Raw genomic sequence first — 15,716 nt, forward strand, 5'->3', positions numbered from 1 at the left:
GCTATGTGGATGAACCGGAGCACTGACGCTATTATGCTGTTACCCAGCTCCAGCTTGGGTAAGCTGTTCAGGAAGCCCTAGCTTCGCGATGATCAAGGAAAATTGAGCGAGCGAGTCGGGGTTGATTGCGGTTGTTTCGGTCTCGGGAAGCTGGAGCTTCCGGGGTGTGTTTCCCAAGCTGGAGCTTGGGAAACAGCTTGTTGATGATGCTGGATCTGTGGTTTCAGGCGAAAAGTCATCATTAAGCCGTAACGACACGGTTTCTGCCGCTTTGTTTGGCTCGGTACATGGCTTGATCGGCCCGGTCGATGAATTCGTCTAGCGTGTCGTCGCCGCGTAATGAGCTGGTGCCGAGGCTTGCGGTCATGCGAATCGTTTCCAGTCCGTAAGCGAATATATGATTTTCGATGTTTTGCCGAATTCTTTCCGCCAGCAATTCGGCGCCTTCTAAATCGGTGTCGCTGAGAAGAACGACGAATTCCTCGCCGCCGTAACGGAACACGATGTCGCTGCTTCTAATGCTTTCATTGATCCATTTGGCGATCGATGTTAACGCAAGGTCGCCGCATTGGTGACCATAATTATCGTTGATGCTTTTGAAATGGTCGATATCGATAAATACTACCGATAGATGCTTGCCGTTTCTATGGGCAAGGCGCATTTCACGGCGAACGGTGTCGTTGAATGCGGAACGGTTTCGTGTTTGCGTCAGTATATCGGTAAATGCCAGATTCATTGCTTTCTGAAATAAGGTCGCGTTTCTGAGCGGATAGATCAAGCAACAAAGCAGCGTTTCAATCATTGTTAATTCTTGTTCGGAAAACTTTTGACGACGCATCAATTTCAGTTCGCCGAGCTGCTGTTCTTCGACCTTCATCGCATAAGAGCATGAGCTTCGAGTGACTATACCGTTTTTGATTTCGAGATCGAATTCTTCGTTGCTGTAAATAAAGCCGCTATGTGGAATCAGGTTTTGGATTTTATTACTGAAGATGTGGATCAATTCATCGAATTCCAGTGTGGTTTGCAAAGCGCTGCTAATGTCATAATGAGTCAAATTATCCGCTTTGAAGGCTTCGAATGTATTGTTACTGACAACGGCGAGATTGGCGGCTTTTTTTGGCATGGCTAAATCCTCGATAAAGATTTGTTTTTAGCATTAGAGCTATTATCGTGCCAAAACGTAAAAATATTTTAATATCAATGCTGTGAATTGATTGCGTCAATAACATGACGGGGCCGATGGCAAAATCTTGCCGCCCTATACCTAGGCTGGTTTAAGATTACGCTGTTACCCAAGCTCCAGCTTGGGTAAGCTGTTCAGGAAGCTCTAGCTTCCCGACGATCAAGGAAGATTGAACGAGCAAGCCGAGGTTGATTGAGGTTGTTTCGGTCCCTGGAAGCTGGAGCTTCCGGGGTGCGTTTCCCAAGCCGGAGCTTGGGAAACAGTGGAATATAATTTAGGAGTAGATGACATGAAAAACGACCCGAATAAAGAACGCCAAATGAATGAGCAAGACAAAGAAACGCCGCTAGATACGGATTCTAAACCATCGAATTCTACTCCCGAAACAGGAGGCGCTCCGGGCCCTGAACCGACCCGATACGGCGATTGGGAAAATAAAGGCCGGTGTATCGACTTTTAACCTGGAAAATTCCCTATGCTAAGGGTAGTATGTGGCTTTCAATAACAGCAGGCGGCGGTTATGAACAGTACTAACAGACCTTTATCCCCTCATCTACAAGTCTACCGATTGCCCTTGACGGGCCTCATTTCCATTACCCATCGAATGACCGGCGTCATGCTCTCTTTCGGCTTGATCCTGTTTGTATGCATGCTTTATGCGATTGCCGGCGGCGCCGAAGCCTTCGCGTCAATGCAGGCGATGACCGATTCGATTTTGTTGCAAATCGTACTTTGGGGCTTCATGTATGCCTTGTTTTTTCATTTGTGTCACGGCGTTCGTCATCTGATTTGGGATGCCGGTTGCAGTTTCGACAACGAAACCTTGAATCGCTATGCGCTAATCGAGCTTTTCGTTTCGCTGGTTTTGACAGTAGCCACCTTTGCATTTTTCATTCTATAGGAGCCAAGCATGGACTATCGATCACCGATTTCGAAGGCGCGCGGTTTGGGTTCGGCTAAATCCGGCACCGAACATTGGTGGCTGCAACGCGTTACCGCGGCGGCTTTAATACCCTTGTCGTATTGGTTGATTGTTTTGATCAAGCTGGCGACTACCTCGACTTATCAAGAAACGGTAAGCTGGCTTGCGTCGCCGCTTAATGCGGTTGTTATCGCGCTATGGATTTTGGCGGTATGCTTTCACGCGGCATTGGGTGTGCAAGTGGTCATCGAGGATTATGTCTCCACCGAAGGCGCGAAAATGATTGCGGTTTGGACGTGTCATTTGCTGTTTACGGCAATCGCCGTCGCGGCATTGTTCGCTGTTTTGCAAATATCTCTAGCAGGCTAAACATGACGGGAAGTTATAAGATTATCGAACACAGTTACGACGTGGTGGTGGTCGGCGCGGGAGGGGCGGGGCTGCGCGCGACTTTCGGGATGGTTGAAAAGGGTCTCAAGACTGCTTGTATTTCAAAAGTCTTTCCAACCCGCAGTCATACCGTGGCCGCTCAAGGCGGCATCAGCGCCGCGCTCGGCAACATGGGCGAAGACGACTGGCGTTTTCACATGTACGACACGGTCAAAGGCTCGGATTGGCTGGGCGATCAGGATGCGATCGAATATATGTGCCGCGAAGCGATTCCGGCCGTGATCGAGTTGGAGCATTATGGCGTGCCGTTTTCCAGAACGCCGGAAGGCAAGATTTATCAGCGCGCGTTCGGCGGCATGACCACGCATTTCGGCAAAGGGCAGGCGCAACGCACATGCGCGGCGGCCGACCTGACCGGTCATGCGATCTTGCATACCCTGTATCAGCAGTCTTTGAAGCATAATGCCGAATTTTTCGTCGAATATATCGCTCTCGATTTAATTATGGAAGGCGAAGAATGCCGGGGCGTGCTGGCTTGGTGTTTGGATGACGGCTCCTTGCATCTATTCAAGGGTCACATGACCGTATTGGCGACCGGCGGTTACGGGCGGAGTTATTTTTCTTGCACGTCGGCGCATACCGTGACCGGCGACGGCAACGCGATGGTGCTTCGCGCCGGTTTGGCCTTGCAGGACATGGAGTTCGTGCAGTTTCATCCGACCGGTATTTACGGTTCGGGCTGTCTGATTACCGAAGGTGTGCGAGGGGAGGGCGGTTATTTGACCAACTCCGAAGGCGAACGCTTTATGGAAAGGTACGCGCCGTCGGCGAAAGATCTGGCATCCCGCGACGTCGTGAGCCGCGCGATGACGGTCGAGATCAACGAAGGCCGCGGCCTCGGTCCGCTCAAGGATCATGTGTATTTACATATCGAACATTTGGATCCGGCGATCATTCACGAACGTTTGCCGGGCATTGCCGAAACGTCTCGGATATTCGCCGGCGTCGATGTCACCAAGGAGCCGATTCCGGTACTGCCGACCGTGCATTACAACATGGGCGGTATTCCGACCAATTACAAAGCCGAAGTCGTCACGTTGAAAGACGGCGATCCGGACAAAGTGATACCGGGTTTGATGGCGATCGGCGAAGCGGCTTGCGTGTCGGTGCATGGGGCCAATCGCTTGGGGTCCAATTCGCTGCTCGATTTGGTCGTCTTCGGACGTTCGGCGGCTATTCGCTGCGCCGAATTGATCAAGCCCGGCACGGCTCATAAGCCGCTCGCGAAAGATGCATGCGACAAGGCCTTGGAACGTTTCGATAAGTTGCGCAATGCCAACGGCAGCCGCACGACATCCGAGATCCGTCTCGACATGCAGCGCGTCATGCAAAGCAAGGCGGCCGTGTTTAGAACCGGGTCGACATTGGCGGAGGGCTTGACGCAACTGAAAGCCATTCGAGAAAGCCTTGCCGATGTGAGCGTGGCCGACAAGTCGATGATTTGGAATACCGATCTGGTCGAAACCTTGGAATTGGATAATTTAATGAGCCAAGCGGTCGTTACGATGGCTGCGGCCGGGAACCGAACCGAAAGCCGGGGAGGGCACGCCCGTGAGGATTTCAGTCAGCGCGACGATGCGAATTGGCTGAAACATAGTTTGCTTTGGTTAAACGATAATGAAGTCAAAATCGACTATCGACCGGTGCATTTATATACCTTGACCGATGAAGTCGAAGCCATTCCGCCGAAAGAGAGGGTTTACTGATGGTTGAGTTTACATTGCCGAAAAATTCCAAGTTGACCCGGGGCAAGTTTTTCAAGGCGCCCGACGGCGCATCGAATACTCGACGATTCGAGGTGTATCGCTGGGATCCCGATTCGGGTGAAAATCCGCGCATCGATGCTTACGAAGTCGATGTCGGAAGCTGCGGCCCGATGATACTCGATGCCATTATCAAGATCAAAAACGAGATCGACAGCACTCTGACGTTCAGGCGTTCGTGCCGCGAAGGGGTTTGCGGATCTTGTGCGATGAACGTCAACGGTAAAAATACCTTGGTTTGTACCAAGGCGATCGATGAATACAAAGGCACGATCAAGATTTTTCCGTTACCGCATATGGCGGTCGTCAAAGACCTGGTTCCCGATATGACGCATTTTTATGCGCAATATGCTTCGATTAAACCGTGGATGGCAACGCAAACGCCACCGCCGGCCGATTCCGAAAGACTGCAAAGCCGGGAGGATAGGGCGAAACTTGACGGACTTTATGAATGTGTCTTGTGTGCGTGTTGCTCGACCAGTTGTCCGAGTTATTGGTGGAACAGCGAGCGTTATTTGGGGCCGGCTATTTTATTGCAGGCCTACCGTTGGCTCGTTGACAGCCGCGATGAAGGAACCGGCGAACGTCTCGACGAATTGGAAGACCCATTCAAGCTATATCGTTGCCATACGATCATGAACTGTACCGATACTTGCCCGAAAGGCTTGAATCCGGCCAAGGCGATAGCGGAAACTAAAAAACTGCTGGTGCAACGAAAACTGGGGTAATGAGCGAATTGGCCAAACTTCGCTGGAGATGCCGGCGCGGCACGCTGGAGCTGGATATCATGCTGATCAATTATCTCGAGTATGGTTATTTGGCCGCCGGGGACGACGAAAAAAAATCGTTTCTAGCCTTGCTGAATCTGGAAGATTCGTTGCTTTTGCCGTTATTGATGGGCGATTGCGAACCCGCGCCAGGCATGCAAGCCGAGTTGGTCGCAAAAATTCGGGACCTGATGCAAGGCAGTCGTTGAGGCGCTATCGATTATCGTTCCCACGCTCCGGCGTTCTCGTTATACACAAATATCGGTAAACTTGCTAAACGGAGGTCATCGTAAACCTCTGGGAACGGTGTTGTTTGATAAATCTGCGGATATTGAACATCAGTGGCTTCGAAATCGCGATCTGGGGATCGCTCCCACAGAGCATCCGGCCCCCTTGTGGGAGCGACGCCTTCGTCGCGATTTCGAAGTCGGGTACGTTAAGTAACAATAAAGGATATCGAGGTCACATTCGCCAAGATGGCAAGACGGTATCTACGACTTATGTATAACGGCGAGCGCTCCGGCGTGGGAATGCAGTCCTGGACGCTCTGCGTCCCGTGCCGCGGGAGCGGCACTCAACTCATTATCATACATAAATTGTAGACGTAGGATGGGTTTCGGCTTCCGCCTCTACCTATCCTACACATGTACTCGTCCCATCTCCATACGCCGGAGCCATGAAACCTGAAGCATAGAAACAGATAAGGAAAGGTTTATCGATGGAATACAAAGACTATTACAAAATAATGGGCGTCGAAAAAACCGCGACTCAAGACGAGATTAAGCGCGCCTATCGTAAACTGGCGCGAAAATATCATCCCGATGTCAGCAAGGAGCCCGATGCCGAACAAAAATTCAAGGAAGTCGGCGAGGCTTATGAAGTCCTGAAAGATCCTCAAAAAAGAGCGGCCTACGACCGCATCGGCAGTCAATGGCGCGAAGGCCAGCCGTTTACGCCGCCGCCCGATTGGGATGTCGGTTTCGAGTTTTCCGGCGGCGGCTTTACCGGCGGCGATACGTCGGGTTTCAGCGACTTTTTCGAAACGCTGTTCGGGCGAGGCGCACCGTTCGGGGCAAGCAGACAGACTTATAGCCGGAATTTTTCGGCACAAGGACAAGATCATCGCGCTAAAATTCTAATCGATCTCGAAGATGCCTATCACGGCGCTTCTCGCCTAATTAGTCTACAAATCCCTGAGCTCGATGACGCCGGGCGTATGATCAATAAAACGCGCACATTGAACGTCAAAATTCCCAAAGGCGTGAAGGCCGGACAGCAAATCCGCTTGACCGGTCAAGGCGGGCCCGGCATCGGAAAAGGGCGGCAAGGCGATTTGTATCTCGAAATTGCGTTCAGAAAGCATCGTCATTTTCATGCCGAAGGGCTCGATATCTATTTGGAATTGCCGGTAACGCCTTGGGAGGCTGCGTTGGGCGCAACGCTTGCCGTGCCGACGCTGGGCGGCGCGGTCGAATTGAAAATTCCGCCCGGTTCGCAAACCGGCCATAAGCTGCGGCTGAAAAAGCGAGGCTTACCCGGCAATCCGCCCGGCGATCAGTTTGCCGTTTTGAAAGTTGTCGTGCCTCCAGTCAAGTCTGATGCCGATAAAGCGATATACGAACAAATGGCAAGAGCGATGCCGCTGAATCCGAGAGTCGGGATGGGAGTCTAGTATGAGCAATGAAGTCATCATAAGCAGCGTTACCGTTTTGGATGATAATACCCGTTTTACGTTGCTTGAATTGTGCCGGCTCGGACAAACCAGCGCCGAGTGGATTATCGAACTGGTCGAGGAGGGCGTTTTGGATCCGGAAGGTTCTGAAATCGGCGACTGGCGTTTCGGGGCGGACGCGCTGAAAAGGCTTCAAGCCGTTCAACGGCTTCAGCGCGATCTTCGCATAAACCTCCCCGGTGCGGCATTGGTGCTGGAGTTGCTCGAAGAAATCGAAATGTTGAGGCAGCGGTACGAAAGCTAGGTTTTCAAGCTTTCAACCTGAATTCGGCAGTTTAACCATGAAGCACATGAAGTTCATGAAGGATTCCAAGAACTTACCAAATCCTTCTCGCTAACCTTTTTGGTGAGCGAAAGTTCTATACAAACGCGTAATAAGCTATTGAATTAACTTCCTATTCTTCATGATCTTCATGGTGAAATGCTTTTTCTAGGTTCAATCTAATGTTCATGAAGGCCCGGTCATCGCCCCGGTAAATGAAAGTTCAACTGCGTAGCCCGGATGGAGCTCGCGCAATCCGGGGCTTTCGAAGCCATGCCTGCGCCGTATTCCGCTGACGCTGCATACGGGCTACAGGCTTGCTCCTTCCCAAGCAGAGCTCTCATCGTTATACATAAGTCAAAAATTACCGTTTTCCTCGTTCCACCGCTCCAGCGTGGGAATGCATACCGATCTTGCCTCGGCTGACAAGGTATGGGTTCCCACGGAGGACCGTGGGAACCAGAAAAACTGCGTAGCCCGGATGGAGCTCGCGCAATCCGGGGCTTTCGAAGCCATGCCTGCCCCGTATTCCGCTGACGCTGCATACAGGCTACAGGCTTACTCCTTCCCAAGCAGAGCTCTCATCGTTATACATAAGTCAAAAATTACCGTTTTCCTCGTTCCACCGCTCCAGCGTGGGAATGCATACCGATCTTGCCTCGGCTGACAAGGTATGGGTTCCCACGGAGGACCGTGGGAACCAGAAAAACTGCGTAGCCCGGATGAAGCTCGCGCAATCCGGGGCTTTCGAAGCCATGCCTGCCCCGTATTCCGCTGACGCTGCATACGGGCTACAGGTTTGCTTATTCCCAAACAGAGCTTGGGAAACAGCAATACAGAGTCCGAATCCGCGAACTTTCACAGTAATCCGATAGTCAGTCCACGAAAATGACTACTTATAAGTGTCATGGTACGCATAGCGCACCCTGCAAGGCTTGTCACTTAGCCATTTTTTGGGTTTATATTTGTAACGTTTCGTTGGCATGTTGTTTCGAAAACCGACTAAGTTTTTCAACATCAAAACAATTTATCCTATAATGTTCGGCCTTATGTTCAATCGGCATCTGTCCAATCACTTAAAAAGGATACAAAGAAAAAATGGCTGTTGAGGCAAATGAATTTAAAAACGCTCTGCAACTTTGGGCGAGCGGCGTGACGGTTATTACAACAAATACCGAACGCTACGGCACGCAAGGCATGACGGCGACTTCTTTTTGCAGCGTTTCGCTGGAGCCGCCGCAAATTTTGGTTTGTATCAATGAAAATGCGGATACCGGAGACGGTATTGAAGAAAGCCGGCATTTTGCGGTCAATATTCTCACTGCGGAACAAGAAGAGGTTTCCAATCAATTTGCCGGCGGCGCCAGTCAAGAAGAGCGTTTTGCGAATGTATCATGGGAAAAAGGCATTTGCGGCATGCCGATTTTAAACGATTGTCTTGCCAGTCTGGAATGCAAGGTCGTCGAAAAAGTTAAAGCGGGCACTCATTGGATCATGGTTGGGGAAGTACAGGATGTCGTGTGCCGATCAGGTTCTCCGTTGCTTTATTTCCGTTCGGCTTATCGCAATTTGACGGAATAAGGTTAAGGTATTGAGCGCGCTACGTTATGCGGTTGGCGCGATGTAGCGATTTCGGTTTTACCTAAATGATTGCTTGGCATACAATTCGTGTGCAGTGTGCAAAGCCGGTTCGATCATTCATGGCGAATTGATTTTCCGGCTATACCGATCGACTCTCGTCGTTTAATAATAATTAGGAGGATAGTATGTTTAAAATTCGTTCGCTGGTGACAGCTCTGCTTTTAGCCGGTTCCGTATCGGGCGCCTATGCTTTGGAGGCATTACCCACGAAGGCGCCGGAGCCTGCCGATAACCCAACGACTGCTGAAAAAGTGGCATTAGGTCAAATGCTTTATCATGACCCTCGCTTGTCTTCAACGGGTACTGTGTCGTGTGCTTCTTGTCACAACACCATGCTCGGCGGCGAGGACAATCGTCCGAATTCCATGGGCGTAAACGGCCAAACCGGCGGCAGAAGCGCGCCGACCGTTTGGAATGCGGCTTTCAACAAAGTTCAATTTTGGGACGGCCGCGCGGCGAGTCTCGAAGACCAAGCGGCAGGCCCTGTAACCAATCCTATCGAAATGGGCATGAAAAGCTGGGACGATGTGGTTGCCCGCTTGAAAACCATAGAAGGTTATCAGGAAGCGTTTACCAAAGCTTTTGGTGAAAATTCGATCAACCAAGAAAATGCCACTAAGGCGATCGCCGCTTATGAAAGAACGTTGATTACTCCGAACAGTCCTTATGACAAATATGCCAATGGCGACAAGTCGGCGCTCACCGAGCAACAAGTTCGCGGCATGAACAAAGCGGTCGAGTTGGGTTGCACGGCTTGTCATAGCGGGCCGGCTTTTAACGGTGCAGGCACTTATCAAAAATTCCCTGTGAACAGTAACGGTTATTTTGAAGCGCAATATAAATTCAAAAAAGACAAAGGCCGCGCCGAAGTTACCAATAACCCGGAAGACGAACATATGTGGAAAGTACCGACTTTGCGCAATGTAGCGTTAACCGCGCCTTATTTCCATAACGGTTCGGTCGATACTTTGGAGAAAGCCGTTAAATTGATGGGTAAATTGCAGTTGGACAAAGATTTACCTGACGAGGATATTGAAGATATCGTTGCATTCTTGAATGGATTGACGGGTCAATTTCCTAAACAAAGCATGCCGACTTTACCGGGTACTCCGGGACGTGTAGCCAAATAAGCTTTTATCCTAGAAAAAGCATTTCACCATGAAGATCATGAAGAATAAGAAGTTAACTCAATAACTTGTCATTCGTTTATGAACAACTTTCGCTCACCCGAAAGGTTAGCTGCAATGTTTAGGTAATCTATTGAAATACTTTATGAGCTTCATGTGCTTCATGGTTGAACTGCCGAATTTAGGTTTATTTAATCCGGCCGTCTAGCGCGGTGCGCTAGACGTTCGCTAAGAATTCGGTCATAAATAACTTCCCTATTTTTAATACGCGGTAAGCAGGTTCGGTTGCTCGATTGACAGGTGTCGGCGGCAGGGAAAGCCGCCGTCAAGCCTACACGGACGTATTCACGGCGTCCTGTCAAGCGAGTTACCGAACCCGCTACAAGACTCATAGCTCCAGGAAGTTATTTTTCACGAAATCCTAATCCTGATAGATCTCCAGTTGATCGATACGCTTATCGATCACCATCAACATTTCCTGATATTTCGGACTGTAAACCGATCCGTATTGTTTTTTGAATGCGGAACGGTCAAGGTTTTCCGGAAAATCCCTGACATCCGGCATGAACGCCGTGTAGTCTTTAATTTCAGCCATCGCCTGCTGCAGACGGCGTGCATTTTCCGGACTCGATACGGCAAATTGGCCGAAACGCATGCCGGCCCGGTTGCCGGCCAAATCGACAAAACTAAACCCGCTGCCGCTTCTTGCGTCGCTCAATTCTTTCTCCATTCCTATCATATTCGCCAAATGACCGCCGCCGGTCGCCGTTAGCGTTGCCGATGCGATGAAATGCTTTGCTAGATCGATTCTTCGATATAAAAATACCGGATATTCAGTGTGCGGCTTGGCAATGATGTTTCTTGGCAGATAAGGCATTGTTTCATGTTTGTTGACATAGCTGTTGATCGTAAAAATCACGATCCGGTTTTCCTTGATGGCCGTCTTGAGGCTCGATCGTTGGTAGGCGAGTTTAAACAGCGGTTGAATTAGATCCGCGAGCGATAAAAGCCAGTCAGGGTCGTGAGTATTGATTACTTCGGTCAGTTTTTGTTGATAAAAGATCATCGATTGACGGTCTTTGGCGCGATGTAATAAATCGGCTGTGTGTTCTGCGAAAGCGGGGTCGGTGATATAGGTGAGTCTCAGGCTTTCTTTGTCGAAATGAAAATCCAGAATTTGCTCGGTTACCAAAATATAGTGTTGTTTCAGGTGGGCGTATTTGATCGTTTTCTTAATTAGCCATCCGGCAAGTTCGTCGGCGACATCGACGCGCCCGATCTTTAATGAGTGAATGTGTGTCGAGCCGTTCGTCTTGGCTAAGTTGAACTGCAGGTTAAGATAATTGCCGAAAAGATTCTTCGGTAAGTGCAGCGATATTTTAAAACCGATCGATGTATCATCGAGTGTCAGTATTGAATTGCTGTTTAGATAGTTATCGAGAATGTAGTTCAACGCTATGTTCAAATCCCGTTCGTTCAGCTCGATGGTTCTGATGTTGTCGCTAACCGGGCTGCCTTCGAAAATTTGTTTGGCCCGTTCGACATCCTCGTCATTCATTTGCCAATCGGCTCGAACCGAAGGTTCGGGTTCTACGGCATACAGCATGACTATGGCCAAAAGTACCGGCGGCGCAGTGAAGAAAGCGAATAAAAAACGAGTAAGCAGTAACATTAAAAGTTAGCGACGAGCATGAAACAACTTTGACAACTGTTGAAAGGAGGCTTGGTGGCTCGATTGACAGGTGTCGGCGGCAGGGCAGATTTTTGCTCCTGCAAAATCTGCATTCACGCCATCCATGGCGCTTGCAGATTTTTGCTCCACGGCAATTGCTGAGTTACATGGATGTAATGAATGCAGAAAATGCAGGAACATTTTTCTGCCCTGCATTGCCCTAATACACGCCATCCATGGCGTAATGCAAAATCTGCATTCATGCCATCCCTGGTAATCGATAGCCGCCGTCACGCTGTCCTGTCAAGCGAAGCGCCGCAAAGCTTAATACTTGTAATTGTTATTTTGCGCATGTTCCTTAGAAAGAGGATAGTTTGAATCCGGCTGCCTTTAAATAATCGGCCTCTTTGTTTAAATCGGCACGGGTCAGCGGCGACTGGTCGAGCCAACCTTCAGGGAAGGTTAATTTCAGTTTGGATTTAACGATTTTTATTGAAAATTCGGGTAATTCAATGTCATTACGATTGCGGTGGAGCAATATCGCAAGTCTCAACAATATTGTCATGCACGGCGCATAGTGTTGCCACGGTTCGGACAGTCCTTCGAAGCGTTTCATTGAAAATTTTCTGCGATGCGATTTAATTAAAACCGACACTATAGCTTGATCCTGTTTAGAAAAGCCCGCCAGGTCGGCATTCGCGATAATATAGGCGCCATGTTTATGGTATTGGCTGTGAGCGATGTCGCGGCCCATTTCATGTAGGTCGGCAGCCCAATCCAAAAAGTTGATGCCGTTTTCTTTGTTATCGTCGTCCCGGAAAAGTTCGATTTGTTTCAGCATCGTATGTAATGTTTTTTTGATGCGGTCGGCATGAGCTTGATCGGTGTGATAGCGATCGCATAGCATGCGCACCGTATCGGAACGGATGTCCCGGTTATAGATGCGCCCCAATAAGTCATGGACCAGGCCTTCGCGTAATGCGCCGTCGGATACCGTCATTTGTTCGATGCCCAAGGCTTTGAAGGTTGCGGCGACGATCACGGCGCCGCCAGGGAATACCGGCAAGCGTTCCGGGTCGAGTTCCGGTAAATTCAATTCATTGATATGCTTAACCGACTTGATGCGCTCCATGAGTTTGTCGAGGCCTTCCAAGGTAATGCCGTTATTGCTCCAACCGGTCGCTTCCAGAACCTTTTGAATGGCTCTTAAACTACCCGAAGCGCCGATCGCTTCATCCCAATTCTTATGGTTGTAACTTTTTTGGTGCGGATCGAGTTTTTGCTGGGCAAACAGCAGTGCGTCATTGACCGCTTGTACGGACAGTTTTCCGTCCGGGAAAAACAAGTTGCTGACCGACACGCAGCCCATATTCAAGCTTTCCTTGATACGCGGTTTATCGTCGGTGCCGATGATATATTCGGTGCTGCCTCCGCCGATGTCCATTACGAATCGTTTGGTGGCGCTGCTGCTTAAGCTGTAGGCGACACCTTGATAAATCAAGCGCGCTTCTTCGACGCCGGAAATGACATGAATCGGGTGGCCTAAAGCGCGCTCTGCCTTGAGAATGAATTGTCGTGAATTCGTCGCGTTGCGTAAGGTGCTGGTGCCGACGCAACGAACGCTTTCGGAGGGAAGATTGCCAATGCGTTGACCGAATCGCTCGAGACATTCGAGCGCTCTTTTTTGGGTGATCAAATCCAAATGATTTTTTTTATCGAGGCCGGACGCCAATCGGACCATTTCTTTGATTCGGTCGATAATATGCATTTTGCCGTCTTTCAGGCTGCATACGATCATATGGAAACTGTTGGAACCGAGGTCCACGGCGGCTACGATTTCGGGTATTTTTTGAGGCACTGTCTTTCCAGTTTAGTCGGCGAAAAGGTTGGGTTTCTGATAGAATTGCACGGTTTTTCTGCCAAATCGAAATATCGACGCCGAACGCGCGTATCGTCATATACGTCGAGCAGGCGCTTAATTTAACTTATTTGCTGGTTTGCGTTAAGTCTTACTTTTCCGATGAATGCCCTATCCATTCGTAATCTTACTAAAATTTATAATAACGGTTTTCAGGCGTTGCAAGGCATCGATCTGGATGTTCAAGCCGGCGACTTTTTTGCGCTGCTTGGGCCGAACGGCGCCGGTAAATCTACCACAATCGGTATTATCAGTTCTCTAGTCACCGCAACTAGCGGTGATGTGACGATATTCGATTATGATTTAAGCAAACAACGCGATCTCGCGAAAAGCTGTATCGGTATCGTGCCGCAAGAGATTAACTTCAATCAATTCGAAACGCCGCAGCAAATTGTGCTCAATCAGGCCGGTTATTACGGCATGCCGCGGAAAGAAGCGATTCGTCGCACCGAAACTTGTCTGAAGCAAATGGATTTATGGGATAAACGCACCGATGTTTCTAGGCGTCTGTCAGGGGGCATGAAACGACGATTGATGATTGCCAGAGCGATGGTGCATTCGCCAAAGTTGTTGGTCTTGGACGAGCCGACCGCCGGTGTCGATATCGAAATCAGGCGTTCTATGTGGGAAATGATGCAGGAAGTCAACCGGCAGGGCACGACGATCATTTTAACGACACATTATCTGGAGGAAGCCGAAAGTCTGTGCCGCAATATTGCCATCATCAATCATGGGCGTATTGTCGAGCATTCCGATATGGCCGGTTTATTGGCCCGTTTGCATGTTAATCATTTCGTTTTGGACCTGGCCGCCCCACAGGTATCGACGCCGGCGATACCTGGATATCACATCGAACGCCTATCCGATTTTTCGTTGGATGTCGGGGTGCCGAAAGAAGAGGGGCTGAATAAATTGTTTGCGTTGCTGTCCGAACAAAACATTCAGGTCGCTAGTCTCAAAAATAAATCGAATCGGCTTGAACAATTGTTTATGGATCTGATCGATTCGACTAAGCAGCAAGGAGCCGCCAAATGAATAGCGCCATTGCATTCAAAACCATCGTGGTCAAAGAAGTGCGCCGGTTTACGCGAATTTGGCCGCAAACACTCTTGCCGCCGGCCGTGACGACCGCATTGTATTTTTTGATCTTCGGTAAGTTGATCGGCGATCGTATCGGCCCGATCGATGGGGCCAGTTATATGGAATACATCGTACCTGGAATCATTTTAATGTCGGTGATTAGTCATTCTTATGCGAATGTCGTGTCTTCGTTTTATTCGACTAAATTTCAGCGCCATATCGAGGAATTGTTAGTGGCGCCGGTTCCGAATTGGGTGATCTTGGCCGGTTACGTTTGCGGCGGTATTGTTAGAGGCATCATGGTCGGTTTGGTGGTCGCTGCGATTTCATTGTTGTTTACTCAAATCGATGTCGCGCATCCTTGGGTTACTGTCGCCGTATTCCTGTTGACCGCAACTTTGTTTGCGTTGGCCGGCTTTATCAATGCGGTATTTGCCGAGAGCTTCGACGATATTGCGATTATTCCCAGTTTTGTGTTGACGCCGCTAAGCTATCTCGGCGGCGTGTTTTATTCGGTATCGATGCTGCCCGGCATCTGGCAGAAAATTTCGTTGGGTAATCCGATACTCTATATGATCAATGCGTTTCGTTACGGCCTGATCAACGTCACCGATGTCGATATTCAAATAGCATTTGCGATAACCGGCGGTTTTATCGTTTTTCTCGCGCTATTCAGTCTGTATTTGTTGCATAAAGGCGTCGGCATAAAAAATTAGGCGTAATTATTCACATCCCCCTATCGTTCCCACGCTCCAGCGTGGGAATGCAGCCCGAGACGCTCTAGCGTCTCGTACCGCTGGAGCGGTACTCAGGTATTCCCACGCAGAGCGTGGGAACGAGAATGGCCGGGGAACTGAATACTCACAATTAGGCTGTGTTCGTGTAAATTTGAAGTTACTTCCTTTTGATTGAAAAACCGTCAAGGAATATAAATGTACCCGATTACGTTTAAACTTCAGCCTATTTGAAGTCCGAAGTAGGCTTTGTGTCGCTATCGCGACGCTTATATGGAGTCGGTTCGCGGACCGACAACCGCGATACTTTTCTTTGCTTGTCCAAAGAAAAGTATCCAAAAGAAAAGACACCCGGAGGCCGCTGTATCCTGCGCGCTGACGATTTTGCCGAGGGTTTTCGGAAGGGCTATCCCTAGCCCTCCGAAAACGAGCGGCATCCTTGCCGCTCCCCTAGCGGGCTAT

At 49.5% G+C, this 15,716-nt stretch carries 15 protein-coding genes; 12 read left to right on the forward strand and 3 right to left on the reverse strand.

The features are described 5' to 3' along the window. Window positions 1-241: 241 nt before the first annotated feature. Window positions 242-1,126, reverse strand: coding sequence for a GGDEF domain-containing protein (locus WJM45_RS06590; RefSeq protein WP_341328171.1), 885 nt, complete (start codon window positions 1,124-1,126; stop codon window positions 242-244). Between the two features lie 349 nt (window positions 1,127-1,475). Here WJM45_RS06590 and WJM45_RS06595 point away from each other — a divergent pair, with 349 nt between their 5' ends. The 10 genes from WJM45_RS06595 to WJM45_RS06640 all read left to right on the forward strand — a co-directional run bounded on the left by WJM45_RS06595 (window position 1,476) and on the right by WJM45_RS06640 (window position 9,853). Continuing rightward, complete coding sequence (locus WJM45_RS06595; RefSeq protein WP_341328172.1) at window positions 1,476-1,646, forward strand: succinate dehydrogenase assembly factor 4; 171 nt, start codon at window positions 1,476-1,478, stop codon at window positions 1,644-1,646. A gap of 60 nt (window positions 1,647-1,706) precedes the next feature. Then, complete coding sequence (gene sdhC / locus WJM45_RS06600) at window positions 1,707-2,087, forward strand: succinate dehydrogenase, cytochrome b556 subunit (RefSeq protein WP_341328173.1); 381 nt, start codon at window positions 1,707-1,709, stop codon at window positions 2,085-2,087. Window positions 2,088-2,096: 9 nt separating this feature from the next. Next, window positions 2,097-2,477, forward strand: a complete 381-nt coding sequence (gene sdhD / locus WJM45_RS06605; protein WP_341328174.1) for a succinate dehydrogenase, hydrophobic membrane anchor protein — start codon at window positions 2,097-2,099, stop codon at window positions 2,475-2,477. Between the two features lie 2 nt (window positions 2,478-2,479). Beyond that, on the forward strand, window positions 2,480-4,264 hold the full coding sequence (gene sdhA, locus WJM45_RS06610; RefSeq protein WP_341328175.1) for a succinate dehydrogenase flavoprotein subunit: 1,785 nt from the start codon (window positions 2,480-2,482) through the stop codon (window positions 4,262-4,264). Further along, complete coding sequence (locus WJM45_RS06615) at window positions 4,264-5,049, forward strand: succinate dehydrogenase iron-sulfur subunit (RefSeq protein ID WP_341328176.1); 786 nt, start codon at window positions 4,264-4,266, stop codon at window positions 5,047-5,049. The genes sdhA and WJM45_RS06615 overlap by 1 nt, the downstream gene beginning before the upstream one ends. Beyond that, window positions 5,049-5,297, forward strand: a complete 249-nt coding sequence (locus tag WJM45_RS06620) for a succinate dehydrogenase assembly factor 2 (protein WP_341328177.1) — start codon at window positions 5,049-5,051, stop codon at window positions 5,295-5,297. The genes WJM45_RS06615 and WJM45_RS06620 overlap by 1 nt, the downstream gene beginning before the upstream one ends. Before the next feature lie 509 nt (window positions 5,298-5,806). After that, window positions 5,807-6,760, forward strand: coding sequence for a DnaJ C-terminal domain-containing protein (locus WJM45_RS06625; protein WP_341328178.1), 954 nt, complete (start codon window positions 5,807-5,809; stop codon window positions 6,758-6,760). 1 nt (window position 6,761) lies between these two features. After that, on the forward strand, window positions 6,762-7,064 hold the full coding sequence (locus tag WJM45_RS06630; RefSeq protein ID WP_341328179.1) for a chaperone modulator CbpM: 303 nt from the start codon (window positions 6,762-6,764) through the stop codon (window positions 7,062-7,064). A gap of 1,116 nt (window positions 7,065-8,180) precedes the next feature. Continuing rightward, entirely contained in the window at window positions 8,181-8,663 is a 483-nt protein-coding gene (locus WJM45_RS06635; protein WP_341328180.1) for a flavin reductase family protein, read from the forward strand. Window positions 8,664-8,848: 185 nt separating this feature from the next. Beyond that, the gene (locus WJM45_RS06640; protein ID WP_341328181.1) at window positions 8,849-9,853 is read left to right on the forward strand and encodes a cytochrome-c peroxidase; all 1,005 of its coding nucleotides are present in this window, start codon (window positions 8,849-8,851) and stop codon (window positions 9,851-9,853) included. A 418-nt stretch (window positions 9,854-10,271) separates the two neighbouring features. On the opposite strand, the gene WJM45_RS06645 is transcribed toward WJM45_RS06640, so the two are convergent. Beyond that, window positions 10,272-11,522, reverse strand: coding sequence for a hypothetical protein (locus tag WJM45_RS06645; RefSeq protein ID WP_341328182.1), 1,251 nt, complete (start codon window positions 11,520-11,522; stop codon window positions 10,272-10,274). Window positions 11,523-11,880: 358 nt separating this feature from the next. Next, complete coding sequence (locus WJM45_RS06650) at window positions 11,881-13,380, reverse strand: Ppx/GppA phosphatase family protein (protein WP_341328183.1); 1,500 nt, start codon at window positions 13,378-13,380, stop codon at window positions 11,881-11,883. 162 nt (window positions 13,381-13,542) lie between these two features. Between WJM45_RS06650 and WJM45_RS06655 the strand changes: the two genes are divergently transcribed. Both WJM45_RS06655 and WJM45_RS06660 read left to right on the forward strand, forming a co-directional pair. Next, entirely contained in the window at window positions 13,543-14,475 is a 933-nt protein-coding gene (locus tag WJM45_RS06655; RefSeq protein WP_341328184.1) for an ABC transporter ATP-binding protein, read from the forward strand. Beyond that, entirely contained in the window at window positions 14,472-15,236 is a 765-nt protein-coding gene (locus WJM45_RS06660) for an ABC transporter permease (protein ID WP_341328185.1), read from the forward strand. Before WJM45_RS06655 ends, WJM45_RS06660 begins: the two co-directional genes overlap by 4 nt. Window positions 15,237-15,716: the final 480 nt, after the last annotated feature.

The organism is Methylotuvimicrobium sp. KM2, assembly GCF_038051925.1.
Taxonomy (GTDB): Bacteria; Pseudomonadota; Gammaproteobacteria; order Methylococcales; family Methylomonadaceae; genus Methylotuvimicrobium.

Coding starts and splice junctions, on each gene's coding strand:
- WJM45_RS06590 (WP_341328171.1), bottom strand. CDS start 1,126: ATGCCAAAAAAAGCCGCCAATCTCGCCGTTGTCAGTAACAATACATTC.
- WJM45_RS06595 (WP_341328172.1), top strand. CDS start 1,476: ATGAAAAACGACCCGAATAAAGAACGCCAAATGAATGAGCAAGACAAA.
- sdhC (WP_341328173.1), top strand. CDS start 1,707: ATGAACAGTACTAACAGACCTTTATCCCCTCATCTACAAGTCTACCGA.
- sdhD (WP_341328174.1), top strand. CDS start 2,097: ATGGACTATCGATCACCGATTTCGAAGGCGCGCGGTTTGGGTTCGGCT.
- sdhA (WP_341328175.1), top strand. CDS start 2,480: ATGACGGGAAGTTATAAGATTATCGAACACAGTTACGACGTGGTGGTG.
- WJM45_RS06615 (WP_341328176.1), top strand. CDS start 4,264: ATGGTTGAGTTTACATTGCCGAAAAATTCCAAGTTGACCCGGGGCAAG.
- WJM45_RS06620 (WP_341328177.1), top strand. CDS start 5,049: ATGAGCGAATTGGCCAAACTTCGCTGGAGATGCCGGCGCGGCACGCTG.
- WJM45_RS06625 (WP_341328178.1), top strand. CDS start 5,807: ATGGAATACAAAGACTATTACAAAATAATGGGCGTCGAAAAAACCGCG.
- WJM45_RS06630 (WP_341328179.1), top strand. CDS start 6,762: ATGAGCAATGAAGTCATCATAAGCAGCGTTACCGTTTTGGATGATAAT.
- WJM45_RS06635 (WP_341328180.1), top strand. CDS start 8,181: ATGGCTGTTGAGGCAAATGAATTTAAAAACGCTCTGCAACTTTGGGCG.
- WJM45_RS06640 (WP_341328181.1), top strand. CDS start 8,849: ATGTTTAAAATTCGTTCGCTGGTGACAGCTCTGCTTTTAGCCGGTTCC.
- WJM45_RS06645 (WP_341328182.1), bottom strand. CDS start 11,522: ATGTTACTGCTTACTCGTTTTTTATTCGCTTTCTTCACTGCGCCGCCG.
- WJM45_RS06655 (WP_341328184.1), top strand. CDS start 13,543: ATGAATGCCCTATCCATTCGTAATCTTACTAAAATTTATAATAACGGT.
- WJM45_RS06660 (WP_341328185.1), top strand. CDS start 14,472: ATGAATAGCGCCATTGCATTCAAAACCATCGTGGTCAAAGAAGTGCGC.